This is a genomic window from Bradyrhizobium hipponense, from assembly GCF_008123965.1.
Lineage (GTDB): Bacteria > Pseudomonadota > Alphaproteobacteria > Rhizobiales > Xanthobacteraceae > Bradyrhizobium > Bradyrhizobium hipponense.
The window spans coordinates 91790-117458 of the sequence record NZ_VSTH01000019.1 but is presented as its reverse complement, the minus strand read 5'-3'; the positions used below and the strand labels follow the sequence as shown (position 1 = coordinate 117458).

The 25669-nt window shown below is 65.0% G+C and carries 24 protein-coding genes and 1 tRNA gene; 11 read left to right on the top strand and 14 right to left on the bottom strand.

Annotated features, from left to right (window positions below; all coding sequences use genetic code 11):
• Positions 1-7: 7 nt before the first annotated feature.
• On the bottom strand, positions 8-1024 hold the full coding sequence (locus FXV83_RS06775) for an amino acid ABC transporter substrate-binding protein (RefSeq protein WP_148738426.1): 1017 nt from the start codon (positions 1022-1024) through the stop codon (positions 8-10).
• A 394-nt stretch (positions 1025-1418) separates the two neighbouring features.
• Between FXV83_RS06775 and metC the strand changes: the two genes are divergently transcribed.
• On the top strand, positions 1419-2603 hold the full coding sequence (gene metC / locus FXV83_RS06770) for a cystathionine beta-lyase (protein ID WP_148738425.1): 1185 nt from the start codon (positions 1419-1421) through the stop codon (positions 2601-2603).
• A 155-nt stretch (positions 2604-2758) separates the two neighbouring features.
• Positions 2759-4450, top strand: a complete 1692-nt coding sequence (locus FXV83_RS06765) for a Na/Pi cotransporter family protein (RefSeq protein WP_148738424.1) — start codon at positions 2759-2761, stop codon at positions 4448-4450.
• Between the two features lie 11 nt (positions 4451-4461).
• On the opposite strand, the gene FXV83_RS06760 is transcribed toward FXV83_RS06765, so the two are convergent.
• The 6 genes from FXV83_RS06760 to FXV83_RS06735 form a co-directional block, all read right to left on the bottom strand.
• Complete coding sequence (locus FXV83_RS06760; protein WP_148738423.1) at positions 4462-4800, bottom strand: lipid-A-disaccharide synthase N-terminal domain-containing protein; 339 nt, start codon at positions 4798-4800, stop codon at positions 4462-4464.
• A complete protein-coding gene (locus FXV83_RS06755; protein WP_148738422.1) occupies positions 4797-5534 on the bottom strand; it encodes a glycosyltransferase family 2 protein in 738 nt (245 codons plus the stop codon). The genes FXV83_RS06760 and FXV83_RS06755 overlap by 4 nt, the downstream gene beginning before the upstream one ends.
• A 65-nt stretch (positions 5535-5599) precedes the next feature.
• Positions 5600-6445: a phosphatase PAP2 family protein gene (locus FXV83_RS06750; RefSeq protein WP_148738421.1), complete on the bottom strand. Its 846-nt coding sequence runs from the start codon at positions 6443-6445 to the stop codon at positions 5600-5602.
• Between the two features lies 1 nt (position 6446).
• Positions 6447-8189, bottom strand: coding sequence for an ArnT family glycosyltransferase (locus FXV83_RS06745; RefSeq protein ID WP_148738420.1), 1743 nt, complete (start codon positions 8187-8189; stop codon positions 6447-6449).
• 50 nt (positions 8190-8239) lie between these two features.
• Complete coding sequence (gene pbpC, locus FXV83_RS06740) at positions 8240-10393, bottom strand: penicillin-binding protein 1C (RefSeq protein WP_235939325.1); 2154 nt, start codon at positions 10391-10393, stop codon at positions 8240-8242.
• Between the two features lie 79 nt (positions 10394-10472).
• A complete protein-coding gene (locus tag FXV83_RS06735; RefSeq protein ID WP_148738419.1) occupies positions 10473-15677 on the bottom strand; it encodes an alpha-2-macroglobulin family protein in 5205 nt (1734 codons plus the stop codon).
• Between the two features lie 389 nt (positions 15678-16066).
• Between FXV83_RS06735 and FXV83_RS06730 the strand changes: the two genes are divergently transcribed.
• Positions 16067-16143 (top strand) — tRNA-Arg (locus tag FXV83_RS06730).
• Positions 16144-16219: 76 nt separating this feature from the next.
• Here the strand turns inward: FXV83_RS06730 and FXV83_RS06725 are convergent.
• Complete coding sequence (locus FXV83_RS06725) at positions 16220-17506, bottom strand: hypothetical protein (protein WP_148738503.1); 1287 nt, start codon at positions 17504-17506, stop codon at positions 16220-16222.
• Between the two features lie 124 nt (positions 17507-17630).
• Here FXV83_RS06725 and FXV83_RS06720 point away from each other — a divergent pair, with 124 nt between their 5' ends.
• Positions 17631-17858, top strand: a complete 228-nt coding sequence (locus FXV83_RS06720; RefSeq protein ID WP_148738418.1) for a DUF2171 domain-containing protein — start codon at positions 17631-17633, stop codon at positions 17856-17858.
• A 128-nt stretch (positions 17859-17986) separates the two neighbouring features.
• Here the strand turns inward: FXV83_RS06720 and FXV83_RS06715 are convergent, their stop codons facing one another.
• Positions 17987-18205 (bottom strand): hypothetical protein, encoded by a 219-nt coding sequence (locus FXV83_RS06715; RefSeq protein WP_148738417.1) that lies wholly within the window; start codon positions 18203-18205, stop codon positions 17987-17989.
• Between the two features lie 134 nt (positions 18206-18339).
• Between FXV83_RS06715 and FXV83_RS06710 the strand changes: the two genes are divergently transcribed.
• Positions 18340-18564 (top strand): hypothetical protein, encoded by a 225-nt coding sequence (locus FXV83_RS06710; protein WP_148738416.1) that lies wholly within the window; start codon positions 18340-18342, stop codon positions 18562-18564.
• Between the two features lie 20 nt (positions 18565-18584).
• Entirely contained in the window at positions 18585-18743 is a 159-nt protein-coding gene (locus FXV83_RS42485; protein ID WP_187435714.1) for a hypothetical protein, read from the top strand.
• 245 nt (positions 18744-18988) lie between these two features.
• On the opposite strand, the gene FXV83_RS42480 is transcribed toward FXV83_RS42485, so the two are convergent.
• The gene (locus FXV83_RS42480; protein ID WP_187435713.1) at positions 18989-19138 is read right to left on the bottom strand and encodes a hypothetical protein; all 150 of its coding nucleotides are present in this window, start codon (positions 19136-19138) and stop codon (positions 18989-18991) included.
• A gap of 236 nt (positions 19139-19374) precedes the next feature.
• On the opposite strand from FXV83_RS42480, the gene FXV83_RS42475 reads away from it, so the two are divergent.
• Positions 19375-19536, top strand: a complete 162-nt coding sequence (locus FXV83_RS42475) for a hypothetical protein (RefSeq protein ID WP_187435712.1) — start codon at positions 19375-19377, stop codon at positions 19534-19536.
• A 373-nt stretch (positions 19537-19909) separates the two neighbouring features.
• Here the strand turns inward: FXV83_RS42475 and FXV83_RS06705 are convergent, their stop codons facing one another.
• The 3 genes from FXV83_RS06705 to FXV83_RS06695 form a co-directional block, all read right to left on the bottom strand.
• Entirely contained in the window at positions 19910-20674 is a 765-nt protein-coding gene (locus tag FXV83_RS06705) for a hypothetical protein (RefSeq protein WP_187435711.1), read from the bottom strand.
• Between the two features lie 167 nt (positions 20675-20841).
• Positions 20842-21066 carry a hypothetical protein gene (locus FXV83_RS06700; RefSeq protein WP_148738414.1) on the bottom strand — a complete coding sequence of 75 codons (225 nt, stop codon included), beginning with the start codon at positions 21064-21066 and terminating at the stop codon, positions 20842-20844.
• 90 nt (positions 21067-21156) lie between these two features.
• Entirely contained in the window at positions 21157-21393 is a 237-nt protein-coding gene (locus FXV83_RS06695) for a hypothetical protein (protein ID WP_148738413.1), read from the bottom strand.
• 265 nt (positions 21394-21658) lie between these two features.
• Between FXV83_RS06695 and FXV83_RS06690 the strand changes: the two genes are divergently transcribed.
• Positions 21659-22006 (top strand): DUF6481 family protein, encoded by a 348-nt coding sequence (locus FXV83_RS06690; protein WP_148738412.1) that lies wholly within the window; start codon positions 21659-21661, stop codon positions 22004-22006.
• 149 nt (positions 22007-22155) lie between these two features.
• On the opposite strand, the gene FXV83_RS06685 is transcribed toward FXV83_RS06690, so the two are convergent.
• Entirely contained in the window at positions 22156-22401 is a 246-nt protein-coding gene (locus tag FXV83_RS06685) for a pentapeptide MXKDX repeat protein (protein ID WP_148738411.1), read from the bottom strand.
• A gap of 330 nt (positions 22402-22731) precedes the next feature.
• On the opposite strand from FXV83_RS06685, the gene FXV83_RS06680 reads away from it, so the two are divergent.
• From FXV83_RS06680 to FXV83_RS06670, 3 genes are read left to right on the top strand one after another with little or no spacing between them, the layout of a single operon-like run.
• The gene (locus FXV83_RS06680) at positions 22732-23754 is read left to right on the top strand and encodes a TRAP transporter substrate-binding protein (protein ID WP_148738410.1); all 1023 of its coding nucleotides are present in this window, start codon (positions 22732-22734) and stop codon (positions 23752-23754) included.
• Complete coding sequence (locus FXV83_RS06675) at positions 23751-24305, top strand: TRAP transporter small permease (protein ID WP_148738409.1); 555 nt, start codon at positions 23751-23753, stop codon at positions 24303-24305. Before FXV83_RS06680 ends, FXV83_RS06675 begins: the two co-directional genes overlap by 4 nt.
• On the top strand, positions 24302-25660 hold the full coding sequence (locus FXV83_RS06670; RefSeq protein WP_148738408.1) for a TRAP transporter large permease: 1359 nt from the start codon (positions 24302-24304) through the stop codon (positions 25658-25660). Before FXV83_RS06675 ends, FXV83_RS06670 begins: the two co-directional genes overlap by 4 nt.
• Positions 25661-25669: the final 9 nt, after the last annotated feature.

Here is a 25669-nt window from a genome sequence, read left to right as displayed (position 1 = left end):
GCGCGGATCAGCGGATCGGCGGCGCGTACTGGAGACCGCCCTTATTCCAGAGATTGTTCAGACCGCGATTGATGGCGAGCGGCGAGCCCGCGCCAACGTTGCGATCGAACATCTCGCCGTAATTGCCGACGGCCTTCACGATCCGCACCACCCAGTCCTTGGTCAGGCCGAGCTGTTCACCGAAATTGCCGTCGCTCCCGAGGACGCGCTTCAGCTCCGGATTTTCGAGCTTCGCCTTCTCATCGACGTTCTTCGCGGTCACGCCGAGCTCTTCGGTAGTGATCAGGGCGAACAGCGTCCATTTCACGATGTCGAACCACTGGTCGTCGCCGTGGCGCACCATCGGCCCGAGCGGCTCCTTCGAGATGATTTCCGGGAGCACCATATGCTCACCGGGATTGGCAAGCTTCAGGCGATTGGCGTACAGGCCCGACTGATCGGTGGTGAAGACGTCGCAACGGCCAGCTTCATAAGCCTTGACGGTTTCGTCGTTGGTGCCGAACGCGATCACCTCGTACTTCATGTTGTTGGCCTTGAAGTAGTCGGCGAGATTCTGCTCGGTGGTGGTCCCCGTCTGCACGCAGACTGAGGCGCTGTTGAGCTCGAGTGCCGAATTCACCTTGAGCGATTTCTTCACCATGAAGCCCTGCCCGTCATAATAGGTCACGCCGGTGAAGTTGGCACCGAGCGAGGTGTCGCGCGAGATGGTCCAGGTGGTATTGCGCGAGAGCACGTCGATTTCGCCGGATTGCAGCGCCGTGAAGCGATCCTTGGCGGACAACGGCACGAACTTGACCTTGGTCGGATCGTTGAAGATCTCCCCCGCGATCGCGCGGCAGACGTCGACGTCGAGCCCGGTCCAGTTGCCCTTGTCGTCGGGCGAGGAGAAGCCCGGCAGGCCCTGGCTGACGCCGCAGGACAGCATGCCCCGGTCCTTGACGGTCTTGAGCGTTTGCGCATCTGCAGCCTGGGCGGTGAGGCCGGCGGCGAAAGCGAGGGTGAGAGCCAGGGTTACGCGTTTCATGGGCTTTTGGCCTTTCAAAGTCGTCTCAATATCTGGAACGTTGTCTCAGGATCGTCTCCGCCCGGGCCAGCCGTATCAAGACTGGCCTTGCAAGAGTCATGCTGAAAAACTCGCCGAACACTCGCCCATCCCGGGAGGCCATACCTTCATCCCTGCCGCACGCGCCCGCCACGATGATTATGGCGCACGGTCCGGTCAGACGATGGATCGAAGGTCGCGGCAGGCCCCTCAACATGCGGCGACTGAATAGCACCTACGCATCTGAGAGCGACTGGCGAGCCGGGTCAAGGGGTTGACGGGACTCTTCTGTGTTCTGTTATTAACGACAGCGGCCTCCGGCCGGCCCGTGGGCGCGACGCGTGCCCGGCGGAAACGCGGTTTTGAAAGCAGACGCATGGATTCCTCAGACCCCCTCCAGCAGCACGCCGAGACCCGGCTGGTCACCTCCGGCCGCGACACCAAAGCGCAGAAGGGGTTCGTCAATCCGCCGGTCTTTCACGGCTCGACCGTGCTCTATCCGACCGCCGAGGACCTGCACGCCCATCGCGGCGAGTTCCAGTATGGCCGCCATGGCACCCCAACCACCAGGGCGTTCCAGGAGACGCTGATGGCGCTGGAGGGGCCCCAATGCGCCGGTGTCGGCATTGCTCCGTCCGGGCTGGCGGCGATCTCCACCACTCTGCTTTCCGTGCTGAAAGCCGGCGACCATCTGCTGGTCTGCGACAACGTCTACCGCCCTACGCGCAATTTCTGCAACGGCCTGCTCGCCCGTTACGGCATCGAGACCAGCTATTTCGACCCGCTGATCGGCGCGGGCATCGAAAAGCTGTTCAAGCCCAACACAAGCGCGGTACTGGTCGAGGCACCAGGCTCGCAATCCTTCGAGATGCCCGACATCCGCGCCATTGCCGATGTCGCGCATGCGCACGGCGCGCTCGTCATCGACGACAACACCTGGGCAACCCCGCTCTATCACCGCTCGCTCGAACAGGGCGTCGACATCAGCATGCAGGCTGCCACCAAATATATCGGCGGTCATTCCGACATTATGTTCGGCACCATCTCCGCCAATGCCAAGGCCTGGCCGCAGATTGCCGAAGGCGTCCGCCTGCTCGGCGTCTGCGCCGGCCCCGACGACGTCTTCCTCGCGCTGCGCGGCCTGCGCACATTGTCGGTTCGGCTCGCGCAACATCATCGTTCCGGCCTCGATATAGCGCGCTGGCTCGCGACCCGGCCCGAGGTCGCGCGCGTGCTGCATCCGGCGCTCGAAGCCGATCCGGGCCATACGATCTGGAAGCGCGACTTCACCGGCGCATCGGGCCTGTTCAGCATCGTGTTGAAGCCGGCGCCGCAGAAAGCCGTCGATGTCATGCTCGACACGCTCAAGCTGTTCGGCATGGGCTTCTCCTGGGGCGGCTTCGAGAGCCTCGTGATTCCCTTCGATTGCGACAGCTATCGCACCGCGACCAAGTGGGCGCCGGGCGGCCCGACGCTGCGTCTGCATATCGGGCTCGAAAGCGTCGACGACCTCAAGGCCGATCTCGACCGCGGCTTCGCTGCCCTCAAGGCTGCAATGTGAGCCTGCTCACTGGGCATCACGCCTGAGGACGCGGCACCGCGCCTTTTGGGAACGCGCGGCTGCCGTAGACGTTAACGCCGACGCGCCAACAAATGATTTGATCCGTTGTGGTTTGGCGCTAGCCTCACCACTCGACTCCAATCCGGACACGGAGCATGGGAACGTTGGTTCTGCTCGATCTGATGGGCGGCGTGGCGCTGTTGCTCTGGGGCCTGCACATGGTCCACAGCGGGATTCTGCGCGCTTTCGGTCCCGACCTGCGGCGGCTGCTCGGCAAGGCGCTGAGCAACCGCTTCAGCGCCTTTGCCGCCGGCCTCGGGCTGACGGCGCTGCTTCAGAGCAGCACCGCGACCGCGCTGCTCACGAGCTCCTTCGCCGCCGAGGGCCTGCTCAGCCTCGTCGCCGCGCTCGCCATCATGTTAGGGGCCAATGTCGGCACGACGCTGATCGTGCAGGTGCTGTCGTTCAACATCGCAGCCGTTGCGCCGGTCCTGTTTGTGCTCGGGCTCGTCGCCTTCCGCTTGGGCCCGCGCTCGCGCATCAAGGACATCGGCCGCGTCCTGATCGGCCTCGGCCTGATGCTGCTGTCGCTGCATATCCTGCTCGACACGCTGGCGCCGGCCGAGAATGCACCGGGCGTCCGTGTCGCGATGTCGGCGATTACCGGCGATCCCGTGCTGTGCATCGTCATTGCCGCGCTCATCACCTGGGCGGTGCATTCGAGCGTCGCCAGCGTGCTGCTGATCATGTCGCTGGCCTATTCGCAGTTCATCTCGCCTTACGCCGCGCTCGCGCTGGTGCTCGGGGCCAATCTCGGCAGCGCCATCAATCCCGTGTTCGAAGGCGCCAAGCGTGACGATCCTGCGAGCTATCGCCTGCCGGTGGGCAATCTCATCAACCGCGTGATCGGCATCGTCCTGGTCCTGCCGTTCCTGGGCACGATCGCCGAGCACATGCAGGCCTGGCAACCCGATCTCGCCAGAATGACGGCGGCCTTCCACATTGCGTTCAACGTCGGCACCGCCGTCATCTTCATCGGCCTGCTCGACGCCATGTCGCGCCTGTTGACCCGGATCCTGCCCGATCGCGTCCAGGAGGCCGATCCGGCCCGGCCGCGCTATCTGGACGAGACCGCGCTGGAGACACCGTCACTGGCACTCGCCGATGCCGCCCGCGAGACCCTGCGCATGGGCGACCTCGTCGAAATCATGCTGCGCAAGGTGATGGCCGCCATGATGACGGGCGACCGGGCGCTGGTCGACCAGGTCTCGAAAATGGACAATTCCGTCGATGGCCTCGACGAAGCCATCAAGCTCTATGTGACGAAGCTGATGCGGGGCAGCCTCGACGAGAGCGAGGGCCGGCGCGCGATGGAGATCATCTCCTTCGCCATCAACCTCGAACATATCGGCGACATCATCGACAAGAGTCTCAGCGAACTCGCGACCAAGAAGATCAAGCGGCGCTTCCAATTCTCGGCGGAGGGCGCCGAGGAGCTCGCCGCCTTCCACAAGCGCACAATGGATTCGCTGCGGATTGCCTTCGGCGTGTTCATGGCGGGCGACGCCAACGAGGCCCGCAAGCTGCTGGTCGAGAAGACGGCATTGCGTAACACCGAGCTTGCAGCGGTCGAGCGCCATCTCGAGCGTCTGCGCGAAGGCCGCCCCGAGACCATCGAGACCACGTCGCTGCATCTCGACGTGCTGCGCGATTTGCGCCGCATCCATTCGCATATCTGCTCGGTGGCCTATCCCGTGCTGGACACAGCGGGCGAGCCTTACCGCAAGAGCGAGGCGGATGCGGCCGCCCTGCCCGCGTCAGGCGCGGCGTCAGCGCTGCCGCGCTAGTCCCGGCCGCATTAGCGATCGAGCGTCTTCGAAGCAGTGCCGTGGTTCTTCCAGATCAGCATGATGTTGCGAACATAGATGATGGTGGCGAAGACCTGTCCGAGGATGATGACGGGCTCACGCTTCACGATGCCGTAGATCAGCGTCATTAGACCGCCGCCCATGGAGCAGAACCAGAACGCCATCGGCACCACGCTGTTGCCGGCGCGCTCGCTCGCGATCCATTGCACCAGGAAACGCGCGGTGAAGAACAGCTGCGCGATCAGGCCGAACGCGAGCCAGAAGTCGAACTTGGCGATGAAGACGTCATAGAAATAGTTGCTCAGCGCCTGGCCGTATTGGATGATCATGCCTTCACCTCAGTCACATCCGGTGTCGGCTTCTTGCGGCGGATCAGCCACCACACGCCGGCGAGATCCATGATCCCGATCCACAGCCGGTCGAAGAAGCCGTAATTTGAGACGCCGGAATGGCGCGGCCGGTCGATCACGTCGACATAAGCGATCTCGTAACCTTCACGGCGAACCAGTGCCGGAAGGAAGCGATGCAGCCCGTCGAAATAGGGCATTGTCAGGAAGACCTCGCGCGGGAACGCCTTCAGCCCGCAGCCGGTGTCGCGCGTGCCGTCCTTCAGGATCGCGTTGCGGATGCCATTCGCCACCCGCGACTGGAATTTCTTGAAGCCGGTATCCTTGCGCCCGACGCGTTGTCCGGCAGCGAGACCGACGCGCCCCGCTCCCTGCTCGACCGCAGCGATCAGGTCCGGCAGGAAGGCCGGATTGTTCTGGCCGTCGCCGTCGAGCGTGGCCACGATCGTGCCGCGCGCTGCGCGCACGCCACTGCGGACCGCGGCGGACTGACCGGTCGATCTGGCGTGGCGAAGCTGACGCAGATTGTCCCGCTGCCGCATGATCCCGGCGAGACGTTCGCCGGTCGCATCGGTCGAGCCGTCGTTGACGTAGATGATCTCGTAGGCCCAGCGGCCGTCGAGCGCCGCACCAATCTCCGCGATCAGAGGCGCGATGTTATCGGCTTCGTTGCGCACGGGAACGACGATGGAAACCGAAGGCTGGGACGACGACAAATCGAAAGCTCGTGGTTGGAATTGGCCTGCCCCGGGGAACCGGGCCCACCGGCAGGCAGCCGCTTTTATGGGGCCGATGCCCCGTGGGCAACCCTTTTGAGGCGGCCCGCGACCGGCCCCGGAAGCGCCACGATGGTGCCGTCGGCGCGGATGGCAAAGCCGAGCCTTCGGGCCGCAAACCAGTACCGGACCGCCATAGCGCCGACCAGGCCGACCAGGGCGCCGGCCACCACGTCACTCGGATGGTGCGCAAGCAGCACCAGCCGCGTCAGCAGGATCACGATTGCGTAGGTGAACATCAACACGCGCAGGCGCGGCCATAGTGCGGACACCGCAAACGCCAGTGCGAAGGCCGTCACCGCGTGTCCGGACGGCAGACTGGCATAAGCTCCCGTTCCCTCGAACGGTATGAAATTGAACGGATTGGCCTGGCCGCCGACGAATGGACGCCCGCGGCCGATGAGAAATTTCAGAATCTCGGCGACGAACACGGGGACGGCAACGGACAGAAACATGAATTGCAGCCGGGTGCCGAGGCCGAGCAGGAGCGTGCGGTGGATGCCGTGCAAGCTGGCCGCAACAAGGGCGACGGCCACGAGCACCAGGCCCAGCACGGAGAGCACGTACTCGTCCTTGCCGAAATCGGTGAGGATGCGGATCGGCCACAGCCCCGGCGTGCCACGCGCCGGCATTAACTGGATCTCGGTGCGGTCGAACGCGACCATGAGCGCGATGACCAGCGCCGCGCCCGCCATGCTGAGCCACAGCGAATGCCGCGCCAGCTTCCGCGCGGCCTCGGCACGGCGCGAATGCGATGGCGTGCGCACCAGCTGCGCAAGCGCACCCCAGGATACCGCGAGCAGTTGCGCGGGATAGCCCGCGCGCGGCGCGATGTCGCTGGATGCCGACATCCTACTCGGTACCTTCCGAGCGGAAGATCGAGATCGAGATCGCGCGCCCTTGCGAGAAGTTATAGCCATCGATGCGCGCGCCGACCTTGTAGCGCAGCCCGGTCGCCTCGGCGCGCTGCACGAAGCTGCGCTCCGAGCGCTGCTCGATCAGCGCGAAGCGGCAGCTTCCTTGCCGCAGGAAGTCCGCTGCGCCCGACCCGTCGGTGAGCAGCGTCGAGGTGCCGGTCAGGAACACCAGGCTCGGCTCGTGATAACCTGCCGATGCCGCCTTCGGCCCAACGCAGGTGACGCCGCGCAGGGCGCGCGCGATCTCGATGCTCGGAAACAGCGGGATCAACGAGGGCAGCACGATTCCGTAGATCGCCACCGCCAGCATCAGGGCGGCGACCAGCGCGTTGAGCAGCGAGCGCTCGGCGCGGTTGTTGTCGTGGAGCCACCAGGCGAACAGCCCGAAAATCAGCGCAGCCGCGATGAACGGCCAGGCCACGAAAGCTGGCTGCCGCGTCAGCATGACGGCGCCCACCACCGCGATGATCGAGCCGCCCGCCGGGATCGCGAACCACCAGGCCGAGCCGCGCATCAGCCAGGACCACGACAGCACGCGTCGCTCCAGCGCGCCGGCGGTGAGAATCGCGATCGCCGGATAGAGCGGCAGCACGTAATGCGGCAGCTTGGTCAGCACCGCCTCGAACACGATCCAGGACGGGACCAGCCACGCCAGCAGGAATTGCGCGCCGGGCTCGCGCCGCGCCCGCCACACCGCCGGCGCCGCCATCGCCGCAAGCGGCGCGCCGGGCCAGAACGTGATCCAGAACAACGCCAGGTAAAGTCCGGGCGGCGCGCCGTGGGATTCCTGGGCCCCTAACTTGCTCAGCATGTCGCCGCCGACGGAATCGGCGAAGAAGGCATCGCCTGCGCGCCAGAAGATCGCGACGAACCAGGGCAGCACCAGCACCAGCATCCACATCAGGCCCCAGACCGGGCGCAGCTTCCACAGCCAGGACGCGTCGCGGTCCTGGATTGCGAGCGCGACGATGGTCAGGCCTGCGAACATCAGGATCAGCGGTCCCTTGATCAGGATGCCGACGGCCAGCGCGGTCCAGAAGATCGCGGGCCAGCTCCAGGGTGGATGCGTCTCGTCCTCGGCGCGCTGCCAGGACAAATAGGCCCGCGCCATCGCGCCCATCGCCGCGACCACACAGAACAGCAGCATCGCATCGGTCTTGGCGAGCCGTGCCTCGACGCCGAGCAGCACGGAAGCAGACATCATCAGCGCCGCCAGCACCGCGGCGCGGCGCGTGACGAAGCCGAGCGCGGCCCAATAGGTCATGAGCACGGCGCCGGTCGCTCCGATCAGCGACGGCAGCCGATAGACCCAGATTCGCAATTCGGCCCGAGGCAGCCCCAGCGCTGAAGCGGTTTCGACGGCAGCCGATTGCAGCCAGTAGATGCCGACCGGCTTCTTGTAGCGGACGTCCTCCTGGAAGCGGATGTCGATATAGTCGCCGCTCTCGACCATCTGCTTGGTGGCCTGCGCAAAGCGCGCCTCGTCGCGGTCGATCGGCGGGATGGTGAAGAAGCCCGGCAAGAACAGCAGCAGCGCACAGAGCATCAGAAAGCCGACGGCGCGGGCTTGGCTGGCCGTGACGAAGTCGAGCATGAGCACGAGCCGGCTACCCGGATTCACGGGCGATTTCGGCTCTCGCGGCGCGCCAAAACGGGGGCTTGGGTAGGTCTCGACCATCGGTTCCGCTTACGCTGAAACCGCTATCGCCACAACCGCTTGAGAGAAGGTCATTGAATTCGAATGACGACTGTGTCCGCGGCGCCCGTGGCGTCGATCACGGTCAGGCGAGCAAAGCCGGGTCCGGGCGGATCGATCAAGCGCTGGCGGCGTCCGTCGATCTCGCCGAGCGACGTGCCGTTAACCAGAATGGTCATGGGCAAGACCCCGCCGGCGACCTTGACGGGCATGACGGCCGCCTCGGATCCGCTCGAGCGATCGACATCGATCCGGGAACCGTTGAGCGGGAACTGGATGTGCAGGACCTGCTCGCCCCCGGTCCTGACCAATTCGCCCACGGGACGGAACCGCTTCAGCGGCAACGGCAGCTTCGCATTGCTGGCGACCAGAGTGCCCTTCGGCGGCTTCGGCAGCGGCACGAGCGTTTTACCGGTCCGGGCAAAGGCATCGAACAGAATGGGCGCGGCGGCCACGCGGCCGATCAAGCCCGGAACCGGCGCACCGTCGGGCCGGCCGACCCAGACGCCGATGGTTATGCGGCCGTCGAACCCGACCGACCAGGCGTCGCGGTAGCCGTAGGAAGTACCGGTCTTGAAGGCGATGCGGTTATGCGCAGCGTTTTCCGGCGGCGGTGTGCCGAGCAGCACGCTGCCGACCTGCCAGGCCGCGACCGGGTCGAGCAGCCGCAGCGGCTCGCGCGCGTCTTTGTCCGCCATGACCTCGCGCAGCGGCTTCGTGCTGCCGAGCCGGGCGAAACCGGTATAGAGCTGAACCAGGTCCTGGAGGCTCACGCCGACGCCGCCGAGGCCCATGGCAAGCCCCGGCGCCTCGTCCTTCGGCAAGACCAGATTGCCGCCCGCCTGCCGCAGCCGCGACGCCAGCCGGCTCGCGCCGACGCGGTCGAGCAGCACGATCGCGGGCACGTTCAGCGACATCTGCAGCGCCTTCTTCACCGGCACGGTGCCCTGGAACGTCATGTCGAAATTTTCCGGCGCGTAGGAGCCGAAGCGGACCGGTCGGTCGTCGATCAGGCTTTCGGGGTGGACAAAGCCGTCCTCGAAGGCCAGCCCGTAGATAAAGGGCTTCAGGGTCGAACCCGGCGAGCGGATGGCGCGGGTCATGTCGACCTGTCCTGCCCGGTGCTCGTCGAAATAATCGGCCGAGCCGACGCGGGCGAGCACGTCGCCGCTCTCATTGTCGACGACGATGATGCCGACCGAGATGTTCGGCCCGAGCGCAATGGCGCGGTCGCGCGCCAGCGGCTCCAGCACCTTCTGCAAATTCGCATCCAGCGTCAGCTTGATGACCGGCGTGTCCTTGACCGTCGAAAGGGCGCTGTCAGAAGCATGCGGCGCCAGGATCGGCATCGGCTTGCGCAACTTCGGCACCGGAACGGCCTTGGCCTGCCTCGCGTCTTCAAGACTGACCTGATGCTCCTCGACCATGCGGTCGAGCACGCGGTCACGCGCCTTGCGCGCGGCGTCGGGATAACGATCGAGCCTGCGCGTCTCCGGCGATTGCGGCAGCGCGACCAGCAGCGCGGCCTCGGCCAGCGACAGCCGCTTCGGCTCCTTGCCGAGATAAGCGATCGAGGCGGCGCGGATGCCTTCGAGATTGCCGCCGTAAGGCGCGAGCGCAAGATAGAGGTTGAGGATCTGCTCCTTGCTCAGCTTTCGCTCGATCTCGATCGCACGCACAATCTGCCGCAGCTTTGCATAGAGCGAGCGCTGCTGCCGCGGCTCCATCAGCCGCGCAAGCTGCATGGTGATGGTCGAGCCGCCGGAGACGATATGGCCACGTGTTGTGAGCTGCAATGCGGCGCGGCCGAGCGCCAGCGGGTCGATGCCGTCATGGCTGTAGAAGTGCTGATCCTCATAGGCGAGCAGCAGCTTCAGATAGGTCGGATCGATGTTCGCCTTGGCATCGACCGGCAGCCGCCAGCGGCCGTCCGCCATGGCATAGGCGCGCAGCAGTTTTCCGTTGCGGTCGATGATGGTGGTGGAGACGACGCGGGCTTCGTCGAGCGGCAGCGGGCCGAGCGAGTAGACCCAGGCGACGAAGGCGGCGATCGCGAGAATGAATGTGAAAGCAGCAACTGAGACGAAGCGAAGAGCGCGTCGCCCTCTCCGCCCGTCATGGCCGGGCTTGTCCCGGCCATCCACGTTCTCGCTTGCGGCGCCACAGACCGTGGATGCCCGGGACATCTGCGCGAAGACGCGCTTCGCGCTTTTGCCCGGGCATGACGACGGAGCGTGTGGCGCGACTTCACTCATCTCATAGCACTCACTTCGCCGCCCGCACCTCGACGGTGCCCGTCCCGGTGCGGCCGTAGCGCGAAGGGTTGTACATGTCCTCGACATAGGCCTGCGGCAGCACATATTTGCCGGGCGAGACTGCACGCACGACATAGGCGACGGTGAACACCGACTTGGAGTCCGAGGCACGGTCGACCGCCGCGGTGAAGCGGTCGTCGCGGAATTCGGTATCCTCCGGCTCCTCGCCATCCTCGATCCAGTCCAGCGTACCGCTGTCCCCGGACGAGACCAGCTTTGGATTGTCGATCTCGAGGCCGGCCGGCAGATAATCGGACACCATGATGTGCCCGTACTCCGGCTTTGCCTCGGTGATCTTCAACACCACCGCAAAACGGTCGTTCTGCTTGACCTTGCTGATGTCGGCCGGCTTGCCACCGAGCGTGAAATAGCTGCGCTCAATCTTGAAGCCATTCGAGGCCGCCGGCTCCGGCGTGACCGGCGAGCCCGAGACCGAGACCACCGCCTGCACCGATGCATCACCGGTGTTGGTGATCTTCAGCGGTTTACCGTCCAGCGTTACCGCCTTGTAGCTGCGGTAGAGCGCGGTCTTGACCGGCTGGCCGTCGACCTCCATAGACAAGTTCTCCTTGGCAAGTGCGCGTGCGGCCAGCACCAGCCATGCATTCTCCTGCGTGGAGGTGTAGGGCGTCAGCCCGCGCGCGGTTTCCACCCGCGACACGGCCTGCGTCAGCGTTGCCCTCGGCGCATTGCCTTCGCTGGCGAGCGACACCAGCGCCGCAGCATCGCGGAGTTGCGAGCCGTAATCGGTGCGGCCGAACTCAAGCACCGGTTTTGGTGCGAGCGAGTCGAGGGCCGCACCATAGACGCGCTCCGCCCGGTTGCGGTCGCCGACCAGCGCGAGCGCCGCCGCGAGCTGCGATTTCGCGATCGGTGTTGCCAGGTTGCTCAGCTTGGTGTCGGCGAGATAGCGGAGATCGCCGATTGGCGCTGCGCCATTGCGGGCGAGCACGTAGAGGCCGTAGGCGAGATCGCGGCCGCCGTCTTTCTCCGGTTCGTTGCCGTTGACGACCGAGTTGCGGATGCGGTCGAGCGCGTTCTTGAACAGCACGTCCGGCACCACAAAGCCCTTTTCACGGGCGCGGGTCAAAAAGTCCGTGACGTAGGCATCCAGCCAGGCGTCGTCGCCGCCGGCCGACCACAGGCCGAACGAGCCGTTCGAACCCTGGCGCGCCAGGAGCCGCTCGATCGCGTCGCGGATGCGCTGGTCCACCTCGGTGTCCATGGCCAGATGCGCGCCGGCCGCAAGCTCGTTGACATAGAGCAACGGCATGGCGCGGCTGGTGATCTGCTCCGAGCAGCCATAGGGATAACGGTCGAGCGCTTTCAGGATCGTCGCGGCATCGAGCGCGGTCGAGAGGCTGGCCGAGACCGACACGCTGCCGGTACCCGGCACGAGATCAGAGAACATGTCCGAGGTCAGCGTCAGGCTCTCACCCTTTGCCAGCGTCCGGATCGAGCGCCGCGCCAGCACCTGCGTCGCCGCCTTGACGTCGAGCGCATAGTGCCGCGCGAGCGTAAGGCCGTTCGGTCCTTTGATGTCGACGTCGAGCGTCGCCTGTCCCGCCGCGGTCGCATCGATTGCGAGCGAGAACGAGTTGCGCTGCTTGGCGGCGAGCTTGACGGTGGTCGCGGGATTGCCGGTCATCTTCACCGGGCCGCCCGCCTTGACGTTGATAACGTAATCTCCGGCCTGGCCCTCGACATTGTCGATCTCGAGATTGACCGTGCCGCGGTCGCCGTTGAGCAGGAAGCGCGGCAAGGTCGTGGTCAGCACCACGGGGTCGCGGATCACCACGTCGGTGTTGGCACGGCCGAGCTTGGTGGCGGTCCAGGCCACCGCCATCACGCGCGCGGTGCCGGCAAACTCTGGAATATCGAAGCTCACCTCCGCGGCGCCGTCGGCGGCGACGGTGACGATGCCCGAATAGAGCGCTAGTGGCTTTTGCGCGGGCGGCGAGCCCTGCAATTCGCCGGCACCCGCATCGCCGCCGGACTTGATCTGGCCGCGCGTGCCAGACATGCCGTCGATGAGTTGCCCATAGAGATCGCGGATCTCAGCGCTGAGGCGGTGCTGGCCGAGATAATAGTCATCCGGCGCCGGCGGCTTGTAGTTGGTAAGGTTGAGGATGCCGACATCGACCGCGGCGATGACGATCTTGGCATCTTCGCCCGGATTGAGCCCGTCGATCTTGACCGGGATCTTGAGCATCGCGTTCGGCCGAACCAGCGCCGGCGGCGTCAGCTTCACGGCCAGCGTGCGGGTCTGCTTGTCGATGCCGAACCATTTCAGGCCGATCGCCCGGCCCGGCATGCGTTGCGCGGCGGCATCGAGCGGACGGCGCAGCGTCGCCACCACATAGGCGCCGGTGCCCCAGTCCTTGCCGACGGGGATCTTGACCTGCGCGGTGCCTTCCTTGACGTCGATGGTCTGCGTCGTCAGCAGACGATCGCCGAGCACGTTGACGGTGAGCTTGCCGGCACTGCGGACATTGACCGACACGGTCATGGTCTCGCCGGAGGCGTATTGTGGCTTGTCGATCGAGGTCTCCAGCAAGTCCGGCGTGTCGGCGCTGCCGTCGGAATACCAGCCGACGTCGAACTGCACCGAGGTCACCGGGCCGTCCGCATCGTTCGACCTCACATCGAGCCGATAGCGGCCGGGCCGCGGCGTCAGCGAGATGCGTGCCGGCTTGTCGGCGGCGACCGTGACGTCGCCGTCCGCGACGCGCGAAGTCGACTTGACCGGCTCGTACTCCCAGTAATTGTTCTGGCGATACCACTGGTAGCGCGACTCCATCTTCAGGAGCTCGTAGCGCAGGCCGTCGCGGGGAAGCGTCTTGCCCTCAGGGGAGACGAACAGGACGTCGAACTCCGCCTTGTCGCCTTCTGCAACGTTCTTGTCGCCGAATAACGGCTTGATGCCGATCATGGCGTTGGCGGGCGCGACCGGTAGCACCAGCTTGCGCTCGACGGCGCGGCCGCCCGTCTCCACCATGCGGACGAAGATCTGTGCCTCCTGCGGACGCGTCGAAGCCGGCTGCTTGTCCAGTGTCACCGGGAAGGTGGCGACGCCGTTGGCGTCCGCCTCGGGCAGGTTCTCCAGCGGCGTGCGCTCGTTCGAGGTGGTCTCCTCGTCGGCGACGCCGAACTGGTAGCCGGCAAAACCCGGCCGCTCGGTGGCGGGCGCGACCAGCATGTCGCCTTCGAGCTGAAGGCCGGAGGCCGGCGCGCCATAGAGGAAATGACCGTCCGCCTTGAGCTCCACTGGAGCATTAGCTTTGATCAGCTTGTCCTTGGCGGACAAGTCGAATTCGATCCGGTCGGGGACGTAATCCTCGACCATGAAAGTGGTCTCGCCGACCGAAGAGCCCTTCGGATCGGTGAAGGCGCGCACCCGCCACGTCCCGGTCGGGACTGCCGAGTTGAGCGGCACGGACAGCGTGCGGCCGCCGGCGCCCTGGTCGGCCAGCACGGCGCGGCGGAATTCGACGCCATCGGGACGTTCGATCACCAGCGTCAGCGGCCCGCCGGTGACGGCATTGCCCTGCCCGTCGCGGAGCAGCGCGGTGAGATAGACCGTCTCGCTGGAGCGGTAGACGCCGCGCTCGGCATAGACGAAGGCATCGGCGCCGGCTGGAACAGCACGACCCGCGACGCCGCGATCGGACAGATCGAAGGCAGAGGTCTTCAGGCTGAGGAAGGCGTAGTCGGCCTTTTCGCCCGTGACCGTCAGCAGCGCCGGCGACAGGCCGCCCTCGCCGCGCGCAAGGCCCGCCTCGAACAGGACGTGGCCGCTGTCGTCGGTCTTGCGGGTGGCCAAAATCTCGTTGTTGCGCGCGACCAGCCGCACTTCGGCCTTGCCGACCGGATCGGTCGAAGCCAGCGAATTGACGAAGACATGAATGCCGTCATTGCCGGAATAGGCCGACACGCCGAGGTCGGAGACGATGAACCATTGGGTCGCGAGCTGGTAGTCGTCGTCGGAGCCTGGCCCCTTGGCGGCCGCCGTCATCACGTAGACGCCGGGCTGAAGCTCGCCGAGCGCCTGGTCGACCGGGAATGCGGTGGTGACGTCCTGGTTGAGCGTCGTCGCGGTCGCAAGCTCGCCGGACCAGACTTTCACGCCGCGCTCGCCGCCGAGATCGGTGAGCTGGTAGCGCGACAACGTCTTCTGGAAATCGCTGTCGACCACCGTGTTGATAAGGTTACGGTCGCCGATCCGGAACACGTTGATGTTCACTGCCGGCGTGTTGACGCTGACCACGGGAATGCCGCGCTGACCGGTCCTGGGCAGCACATAGGCGCGGCTGGTGAAGCGCACGAACGGCTTGCGGTCGCGCACATAGATGTTGAACTCGGCCGATTTCGGCAGGCCTTCCTTGACCGTGGACGGCAGGCCGGCGCGCAGATTGACGTTGTAGCGTTCGCCGTGCTTCAGCCCGTCGACGCAGAGCTGCTTGCCTTCGGCCGATAGCGCCGGCTTGTCCTGGCCCGCCAGCGCCAGGAACGGCGCGAAGTCGGTGCGCTTGGCGAGTTCTTCCGAGAACTGGAAGCAGGCGCGCGGGCTGGCCGAGTCCGAATCCACGGTATAGTCGAGCAGCCGGAAGCCGTACTCGTCGCGCAGCTTCTCATATTGCCCGCGGATGTCGGCGACCTCGCGCATGTCGAGCGACAGGCGCAGCGCATCCAGCGCCGGCCGCCACAGCTTGCGTTCGGCGAGCGATTTTCCGAGCACGGCGAGCGCGTCGGCCTCCTCGCCCGGGTTACCGGCGCGCATGTAAGCGATGTAAGACGCGGTCGAGGCGCGCTCCAGCAGGAAGGTCTGCTCGCTCGAGTTCTTCGGCGTGATCTGGAAGATGACCTTGGCCAGCCGCAACCAGTTGCCGGCATCCTCGGGCGTCGTTGCGGCGATCTGGCCGAGGACCGACAGGCCGCTGCGGACATCGTTGCGGCGGAAAGCAGCATCGGCGTCGTTGCGCAGCGTCGCGTTGGTCTTGGCGACTGGCCCCGCCTCGCTCTTGATCTGCGCCTCCAGCTTGATCCCGGAATCCGCCAGGTCGTCGCGCTTGAAGGCCTTGTCCGCGCCTTGCGCGGCCGCAAGGCCGAACGCCAGCGTGGCGCAGAGTGTGAGGGCGCGGATCAGACCGATCATGATGGACTCCCGGGATCGCGGACGAGGGCCGCGGTGGCATGAAGTGCGCGGAAAGGTGACGGACTCAAGGCGATGGAACCAAAGGTGCAATTCGTCGCATTCGCCATGGCAAGGCAAGCCCAGAGCTGCCCCAGGACCGCCGCAAGGGACGCGGCGGCACCGGAAAAGACATACGGGCAAAGCACGTCCTGGACGCTACTCCGGGGCGCAACGCGGCTCGCCGCCGCGTCGCAGAGCCGGCCAACCGCACTCCGCCGCTCCGCTTTGTCGCTTTCGGGGTGAAAACGGTTCGGTTCAGGCTTGGCGGGATCGGGGATTTTTCATATGAGCCATGGTAGAAGCCCGCCAGGCCTCACAAGAGAAGCCTCGCCAGAGGCCGGCCTAGGAACGGTCCCGTAGCTCAACTGGATAGAGCATCAGATTTCTACTCTGAGGGTTGCAGGTTCGATTCCTGCCGGGATCGCCAGCTTTGCTGGCTCAGGGTTGAAATCATTCCCAAACGTGCAATTCGTCGCACCGCCTCTTGGAGACTGAAGACGCGTTCAACTGTGGCCGAAGTTGGCCTGACGCCTCCCCCACCACCGCGCAATCGCCGCGGTGAGATCCTCCCACATCTCTCTCGGGAGATCCGGCACCGCCACCCGGACGCTGTACTGATCCGTCGTCGCGTCGTGAAACCACTCGGTCGCGGCGAAATCAAAACCAAAGCTGCCGGCGTGGCGGATGGGGAGGCCTTCGCGGCTGAGATCGCGGCTCATGCCTTCGGCGGCCTGCCGCGCGGTCGCCTCAACGAGGGGCCGTCTGCCGCGGAGGGTGACGTAGAGGCCGTGGGTGAAATGCAGCTCGGCCGAGAGCGCCGCGAGCTCGGAGGCGAAATATCGCGCCGTGTGCCGGCCGTTGCGCAAGATCGCCGCGACACGTTTTTTCGTGAGCGCCCAATAGGCGTCTGAGCCAACGAACGGCGGAAAATGCGCCGGCAGGGCCGCGCCGCCGAGAAGCCGCACGGCGTTGCGGGTTTCCGCCGCCAGGGGTTCGGACATCAAACGGCATGCGTTGAGGTCCTTGCCCCTCCAGCGCACGAAGACCGCAGAGCCGAGCCGGCCGTATTCCACTCCGAGCGAATCCAGCTTGTTGTGACTGCGCACCATCACGACGGGAATTGTCCATCGCCCGGCCCATCTCAGCACACGCCGGATGCGGCCCGATCTGCCGGCGAAACAGGTCGTGTCGAAGATCAACAGATCGAGCGCCGCGCAGTCGCAGCGCAGCACCGCTTCGAACGCTGCCGCAGAGGCGCAGGAATCCAGCAGGAGAATTCGCGGCAGCCCGGCCGGAGCAGGCGCGTCGCCCAGCGGCAGTTCGGAGGTGACAAGCCGCAAATGAGGGACGAAGCGCTCGATCAGCTCCAGCGTCTCGCCGTAGGTGCCCGGCAGCACCAGAATGTCGGCCTTGTCGATGATTTCTGCTGAGGCGAGCAGCAGCGCTGAGATCGCGGCCATGCCGGATGCGGTATAGATCGTCTCGCTGGTGCTGCCGGTTGTGTGTTCATAGAACGAGGGACCGCTCACCTTCATATCCGCGCGCTGGTAGTCGTAGCTGAACGTGAACGGGCCGCTGGCGGGACACGCCGCGTGCGACCAGGCCGTCTCGGTCGCCTTCCAATCCTGCAGCGCATGCTCCGCGCGCAGCGCCGCGGCGATCTGGAATTTGGATTTGACGACCTCGTCGACGGATCGCGGACGCGGCAGATGCAACGGGCTTCTCAGGCAATCATTCAGCAGCCCGATTTCCCTCTGCTTTCGTTCCAGATAGGCCTGAATGGTCTCCATGCGGATCTTGGTCACTTCGCGTGCCGTTCAACGTTTGGCGCGTGAATTGGCTCCAAAAACCGGCTCCGGCCTGCCCTGCAACCAAGACCGGTTCGCGAAGTTGAGACAGCACAAGGAGGACCTCATGAGCGAAATCAGAGAGCACATGAAGATCATCGGCAAGGATGGCGTTCATGTCGGCACCGTCGATCGCATCGAGGGGCAGCTCATCAAGCTGACCAAGAAGGACAGCCCGGAAGGTCACAAGGACCATCACCACTACATCGACAGGAAGTATGTCGGTGCGGTCGAAGGCGATGTCGTCAAACTCTCGCTGAACGCGGACGCCGTCCCGAAAACGGAAGCTGCGTAACATCAAGCCCCTTCGAGGGGCTTTTTGTTTGTTCACGATCCGACTCCGCTTCGTTCCCGAAGCACGAATCGTGGTCGCGGAAATGGACCCTGCGGATGTCCTAAGACTTGGTTGCGACGGCGCATCAATTATGCGTCGACGGTCACCAGCATCGGCCGAAACCGGTAGGCATCGATCGCAGCGTTCGACAGCAGCAGCCTGCGCCGCTCGCCGCGCAGCATCATGCGGTCGATCCGGTTCAGGATGAACCGGGCTGAATCCCTGCGCTCGCCCGTGAGCAGGCTGGACTGGTCGAGATATTTCCAGGCAATTTCGAACGATTGCGCGCGCAACTCGGGATCTGTCATAGCCGCCCAACGTCGGCAAGCACCGGAAGTTCCGGTTGCCAACCCGGCCAAGGCAGGTGCGCCGAATTGGTCAAAATTCATGCTGAGCGGAACAACTCCCCGGCGCATAGGTAATCTGACAGAGGAAGATTGCCATGAAACAGATCATCGCCCTCGCCGCATTCGCCGCCATGTGCAGCTCCGCTTTCGCCCAAAACACGGGTCCTGCCCCGCAGACAGGTATGGAGAGGCCAGAGAACACCAACGGGGCCACGCCTAAGGGCGCGATGGACACCACCGGCATGAACGTGGATCGCGCCAACCAATCCGAGACCAAGGACAAGAAGGCTCCAGCCAGGCAGGATCCCAGGAGCAAATAGCGAGACCGATGCGAGGGCTCATGAAGCCGGCAAAGTCGCTCAAGCAGCAGGCGCGTGTGGCCGAGAAGGCTGCCCGGCAAGCCGCCGACGAGTTCGTCGCAGGCCAGATGAAGGCGCTGGCCTCCGCGTTCCGGGCCCAGGCAAAAATCCTCAAGAAGAAAAAGAAGAAGCCGTCGTAATGCGCATGCCTTGCGTGGCAATTTGGAGGTCACGAAAGGTTGGGCGATTTCCGATTGAAGAGTTGGGGGAACGAACGCGCGACCGGCGCGTTCAACATGGGAACTGAGTGCTGCCGACTTGCCAGCCCCGGTCGGCTCTGAAGAACCCCGCGCTTGCCCCCGAGCACGGGGTTTTCTCATGCGGCGGTCCGAAAAGTCCCAGCTTACCAAGTATCACAGATGCGGCCGCTGCCGGCCAGTCGGGATCAATCCGTCCGGTCGTCGCGCGGATCGCGCGCGAGCAGATGCCAGGCGACAGCCAGCTGGATGAGCTTTTGCCGATCGTCGCCCTCGGACGCCGCCGCCCGTTTCATTGCCGCCTCGGCCTCGCGCTGTGGATCGTAGTTGTTACTCATGCGCCCGACTCTAGCCGGCAGATCTGGACAAGGGCGTGGCAGTTTTGTCCGTATGATTCCGGTCTTGTCGCCGGCGAGCTGGCGCGGGCGGCGCCGCACGAAGCGGCGGGCCTAGCTAGCTTCAATTCAACGGAGCTGTGAACTGCGTCACAGTCCAAGCGCCGTGCCTCAGCTAAACGTCATGACAATCCGCGGCGCACGGCAAAGCCTGACACGATATGGGTGGTCTTTCCGTCATGACAGAAGAAGCAGCAGCAACGGCTGAGATCGCCACGCAACGACGAAGGCCCGACCTGCTCGGCATGACCTTTCTCGGGACCATCGCCATCGTCATGCTGGCCTGGATAGCCGCCCTGATCTGGGCCGCAACGGCCATACTGAATTGGCTTGTATCTTAGGACAGGTCACCCCGCCCCTGCTCAAGGCCGCGCGCGTTGCTGCTGCTCGTGCGCTAGAACAGGCAGGGCAGCACCTGCACCACCTTGATCCCGCCGCAAACGATCATGGCCCAAAGCGCCACGCTAATTTGGATTGCATCCAGCATGTCCCATCCCCGCGAATCGTGTCCCGAATTTTTCTTTTGAGAGTCGCGTGAAGCGGCAAGAAGTGCCAGCGCTAATTTGAGGCAATTGTTGTGCGTCGCCGCAAGGGGCGTCGCACAGGCCGAACCATGAGTGCATCGGGTCGATGATTGCATCGACGCCGCTTGTCCCCTCGCCAAAACACATGAGGCGGGCACCGGCCCGCCTCAGTCAGATATCGCCTACAGGCTCAGTAGCACGCGCGGGGATCGGCCTGCACATACTGGCCGTTCGGATAGCGGTAGTAGCAATTGCCCTGGGCCAGATAGTAGCCCGGCTGCGAAGCGGCCGTGGCGCCTGCGATCGCGCCGGTCGCGCCGCCGAGAACCGCGCCCGCGGCTGCACCGGTCGCATTGCCCGAGATCAGGCCACCCAGCACGCCGCCGACGATGGCGCCGCCAAGGGCGCTCGCGCCGGGATCGGCCGGCGGGGGTGGCGGAGGCGGCGCGTAGGCGACCGGAGGCGGCGCTGGCGCATAAGCCACCGGCGCGTCGTCGATATAATCTTCGGAGATGTAGGCGGGCGGGCCCTCCATCCGCTGCGGATAATAGTACCGGGCGCCGCCAACGTCCCACCACCAGCCGGAGCGGCCGTTGTAGACCCCATGGTGCCAACGCCCGCCATCCCAGGCGAGGTTGCCGCGATAGCTGTGTCCGCCCCAGTCGCGCGCCGGCGCGGGACCGCGTGCCATATAGCGATCGGGAGGCGGACCGCCCGCCCCGCGGGGACCAGCACCGGGACCTGGGCCAGCATGAGCCGGCCCGCCAGGCTGTGGCGCTGGCCGGACCGCCTGCTGCGGGGATCCGCCGCGCATGTTTTGCTGTGGCGCGCCCGGCCCTGGCGGCTGTGCGGAGTCCCTCGGCGGCCGGGCCTCCTGCGCTTGCGCGGACAGCGCGAGCAATGACATGGCCGAAACCAAGGGAATGATGATCTTCATGCGGCTGGACGCACTCATGCGTGCTTGACCCCTACTCTCTCGATGCCGTGGTGCGTGCGCGATAGCCGATTCGGCTCGCGCCCCGGTGATGCCGGCTGACATAACTGACCTGCGTGATCGGCCAAGTCCCGTTACAAATGTTTAAGATCACGGCAATTTTTCGTCCGGGGCCGGCTGGACCGCTTCTAGCGGGCGGGCTCGATCACGTTGCAGTTGCGGCGCCCCGACATCAGGCAGTCCTGCATCTTGCTGGCGGCGGTGAGGTCGCGAGTTAGCCACCAGCCGACCCCTAGGATGACGATGACGATGATCAGTCCGGCGATCGCGCCGCGGCGATTGTCGCCGGATTGAGGCTTGGCTTGAGGCTTGGATCGAGATTTGGGCTTCTCGCCGGAGTCGGACTTGGGCATAGCTACCTGGTGGCGCGGACGAGACCGGCTTTATCACCTCTGCGACGTCGCGTCACATCCCGATCGGCCGCTCCAATTCAGCCTCCTAGTTCAGCCTCGGGTCGGCCTGACCAGGTCCTTGCGCGAGGTCTCGGTTGTCGGGGTCGCCTGCTGCACCCGAGGCGCGCAGGTCGTCAGCACGAACGCCGTCTGGCTGCACTCCCAGCCGGCGCCCAGAACCGCACTTTCGATCGGTTGAGGACGAGCGAACAGCAGCCCGGCACCGGCCAGCGCCGCCACCGTGAATGTGATTGCGAGAGCTTTCAGGCTCAGCCGGAAGAAAGTCATGCCCGGGCTCCGTCTTATATCGGGGCGGACGCTAGGCGCCGCCTTCGTCGCCCCTTATGAGGGACATCACAATTCGGCAGTTTTTCCTGGCTACGAACGATCGGCTGGTCCAGCGATTTTTCGTCTACCTGGTCGGCTGCGATTATGGGTGGCTTTGCGACGCGCATGGATGTACACGCTGGCGTCACGGGGCACGCGTTTGATGCGGCCCGCGTACCCACGCGAATGATGTAAGGCTGAAAGCGAGGATGACAAGGCTCGTGCGATGAGTGGATTCAGAGAACCCGGCTTTGCGGACCGGCAAAAAGCGGCGCAGGACGCACGTAAAAATCTTTTGAACAAGTTCAAGTCCCAACCGGGGCCTGACGATCCCGCCGTCGCGGCGCGGCGCGCCGAGCGTGAGATCGCTGCGGCGAAGCGCGCCGAAGCGAAGGCTGCGCGCGAGGCCGAGAAGGCTGAGCAGCGGCGTCGCGAGGAAGAGGCTGCGGCGCTCGAGGCTGCGCGCATCGCCCGCGAAGCCGAAGAAGCGGCCGCCAAGGCGGCCGAGGCCGAAGCCGAGCAAAAAGCCCGGCGCGACGCTCGCTATGCCGCCCGCAAAGCCAAGCGGAAGTAACGCTCAATTGAAATTGAACTGAGGCGCGCCTCAGTTCACAATTGCCTACGGGAACGGTGTTACCGGGCGGCCCGATGACAGGCTCTGGATTCGAATTTGGAACGCCGGGCTCGCCTCGACGAGGCGCGCCCCGGCATGACGGCGCAAGATCAGTTCTTCTTCATCATCCCGTCATCTTTCTTCATCCCGTCCTTCGACATCGTGTCCTTCTTCATGCCGTCGTCCTTGGACATGGTGTCCTTCTTCATCATGCCGTCCTTGTGCATCGTATCCTTCTTCATCGTGCCGTCATCCTTGCCCATCTTGTCCTGAGCGAAGGCGGCCGGCGAGAGCGCGAGGCCAAGCGAGAGAGCGGCAGCCGAGACGCCGAGCGCGAGGCGGGTGCGAATGGTCATGACTAGTCTTCCCTTCGAGATGATGTTTGTCAGCGACGGATGCCGCTATCCAGTCTCGACGGATCGATGGCCGACCTTGTTACGCCGCCACTGACAAATTTCCCTAAACCGCCCCGCCGTCCATCTTTTCCCTCCATGCGTTGACCCTGATCACGGCCGCGCGAGCCGACTGCAAGTGTGCGGCGCAGCAAGACCAGGACTTGCCGCGACATTCGGTCTCGAACTATCAGATGAGAGAATATCGGGTGAAAGACCGGCTAGGATGGGCCCAAGCGTCGGTCTCAAAGACCCAAATCACGCCAAACAAGAACCGTCCAAGGGGATAAAACCATGCTCACACGTCGTCACTTGCTCGCGACCGCCGTCGCGGCACCCGCCATTCTCCGCTTCGGGACCGGCACCGCGCATGCCGCGACCACGCTCAAGATCTCGCATCAATTCCCGGGCGGCACCATCGACAAGGGCGATTTCCGCGACCGCCTGTGCCGCATGTTCGCCGCCGAAGTGGCCAAGCGCAGCAATGGCGACATCGCCGCGGAAATCTATCCGAACTCATCCCTGATCAAGACCAACGCGCAGTTCTCCGCGATGCGCAAGGGCGCGCTCGATATCAGCCTCTATCCGATGCCGTACGCCGGCGGCGAATTGCCGGAAACCAATATTGGCCTGATGCCCGGACTGGTCACGACCTACGACCAGGGCATACGCTGGAAGAAGGAGCCAGTCGGTAAGGCGCTGACCGATTTCCTCGCCGAAAAGGGCATCATCCTGCTCACCTGGGTGTGGCAGGCCGGCGGCGTTGCCAGCCGCTCCAAGCCGATCGTGGCACCGGAAGATGCCAAGGGCATGAAGGTGCGCGGCGGCTCGCGCGAGATGGACATGGTGCTCCAGACCGCCGGCGCCTCGGTGCTGTCGGTGCCGTCGAACGAAATCTACGCGGCGATGCAGACCGGCGCATGCGATGCCGGCATCACCTCCTCCACCAGCCTGATCTCGTTCCGGCTGGAAGAGGTCGCAAAATCGCTGACCTCGGGGGCAGGCGCTTCCTACTGGTTCATGCTCGAGCCGCTGATGATGTCCAAGGCGATCTTCGACAAGCTGCCGAAGAACCAGCAGGACGTCCTGCTCGCGGTCGGCACCGAGCTCGAAGCCTTCGGCCGCAAGGGCGCGCAGGATGACGACGTCGAGGTGGCCAAGGTCTACGAGAAGGCTGGCGCCAAGGTCTCGGTGCTCGACGCCGCGACCGTCGGCAAGTGGCGCGATATCGCCCGCGACACCGCGTGGAAGGACTACAGCGCCAAGACCGCGACTGCGGCCAACCTGCTCAAGCTCGCAACCGACGTCGCGGCATGATCCACGGTCCGCTGCCGGATCATGACGACCTGACCAGCGCGGCCGCGGGCACCAGCCCCGCGGCCGCGCTCGATCGCGGTCTCGCCATCCTCAACAACATCATCGTCGTGTTCGCGGCGATCGCGCTGGTCGCGGCCTGTGCGATCCTGAGCTACAGCGTGCTCAGCCGCGCGCTGTTCAAGGCCGCCAATTATTGGCAGGACGAGGCCGCCGTGTTCCTGCTGGTCGGCGCGACCTTCATGACGGCTGCCTATGTTCAGCAAAATCGCGGCCACATCGGCATCGAGGCCTTCGTCGGCCTGCTGTCGCCGCTGGCGAACAGGATCAGGCTCTGGCTCGTCGATGCCGTGACGCTTCTGTTCTGCGCCTTCTTCGCCTGGAAGTCCTGGACGCTTGCGCACGAGGCCTATGTAGACGGCCAGGTCTCGAACTCGATGTGGTCGCCGCCGCTCGCCGTCCCCTACTCGCTCATGGCGTTCGGCATGAGCCTGCTCTGCGTTCAGATCATCGTGCAGCTTGCGCTGCCCTTCGCTGGAGGCCGGCGCCCATGAGCGTCTTCGGTATCGGCCTCGCCTACGGGATTGCGACGCTGCTCGTGATGTTTTCGGGCATGCCCATTGCTTTTGCCCTCGGCGCCGTCGCGGTCGTGTTCATGGGCATCTACATGCCCGCCGCCTCGCTCGATACGGTGACGCAGAACGTCTATGAGGAAATGGCCTCGATCACGCTTCTGTCGATTCCGCTCTTCATCCTGAAGGGCGCCGCGATCGGGAAGTCGCGCGCCGGCCAGGATCTCTACTTGGCCCTGCATGCCTGGCTGCATCGCGTGCCCGGCGGGCTCGGCGTCGCCAACGTGTTTGCCTGCGCGCTGTTCGCGGCGATGGCCGGTTCCTCGCCTGCAACGTGCTCGGCGATCGGCTCGGCCGGCATCCCCGAGATGCGCAAGCGCGGCTATTCCGGCGGTTTCGCCGCCGGCATCATCGCCGCCGGCGGCACCCTCGGCATTCTGCTGCCGCCGTCGATCACCATGATCCTGTTTGCGGTGGCCGCCGAAAAATCGCTCGGACGGCTTTTCCTGGCCGGCATCGGCCCCGGCCTGTTGCTGGTCTCGCTGTTCGGCGCCTATGCCGTGATCCGCTTCCGCCAGGAATATGCCGCGGCCGCAGCGATCTACAAGAACGGCGGCCCCAAGGCGCCGATCCTGGCCCGCGACGAATACACGCTGGCGGAACGCTTCAGCGTGCTGCCGCGCGTGATCCCCTTCGTATTGCTGCTCACCGGCGTCATGATCGCGCTCTATGGCGGCTACGCCACGCCGTCGGAGACAGCCGGCCTCGGCGGCCTTCTGGCGCTGGCGCTGATCGCGGCGATCTACAGCGTGTGGCGGCCGAGCGACCTTGCGCCCATCATGAAATCGACGGTCCGGGAGTCGACCATGCTGATGATGATCATCGGCATGTCGCTGCTCTATTCCTACGTGATGAGCTATCTGCACATCTCGCAGTCCGCGGCCGAATCCGTCGTCGCGATGCATCTGCCCCGCTGGGGCCTGCTGTTCGCGATCCTCGTCATGGTCGTCGTGCTCGGCTTCTTCCTGCCGCCGGTCTCGATCATCCTGATGACGGCGCCGATCATCCTGCCGCCGCTTCGCGCCGCCAATTTCGACATCATCTGGTTCGGCGTGGTCATGACCATTGTGATGGAGATGGGGCTGATCCACCCGCCGGTCGGATTGAACATCTTCGTCATCCGCAACGTCGCGCCCGATATCCCCTTGAGCGAGGTGATCTGGGGCACGCTGCCGTTCGTGCTGCTGATGATGGCGGCCGTGCTGCTGCTGTGCTTAGTGCCGGGAATCTCGACCTGGCTGCCGGACCTGGTGATGGGGCCTGACGGGAGCCGGTGATGCTGCTGT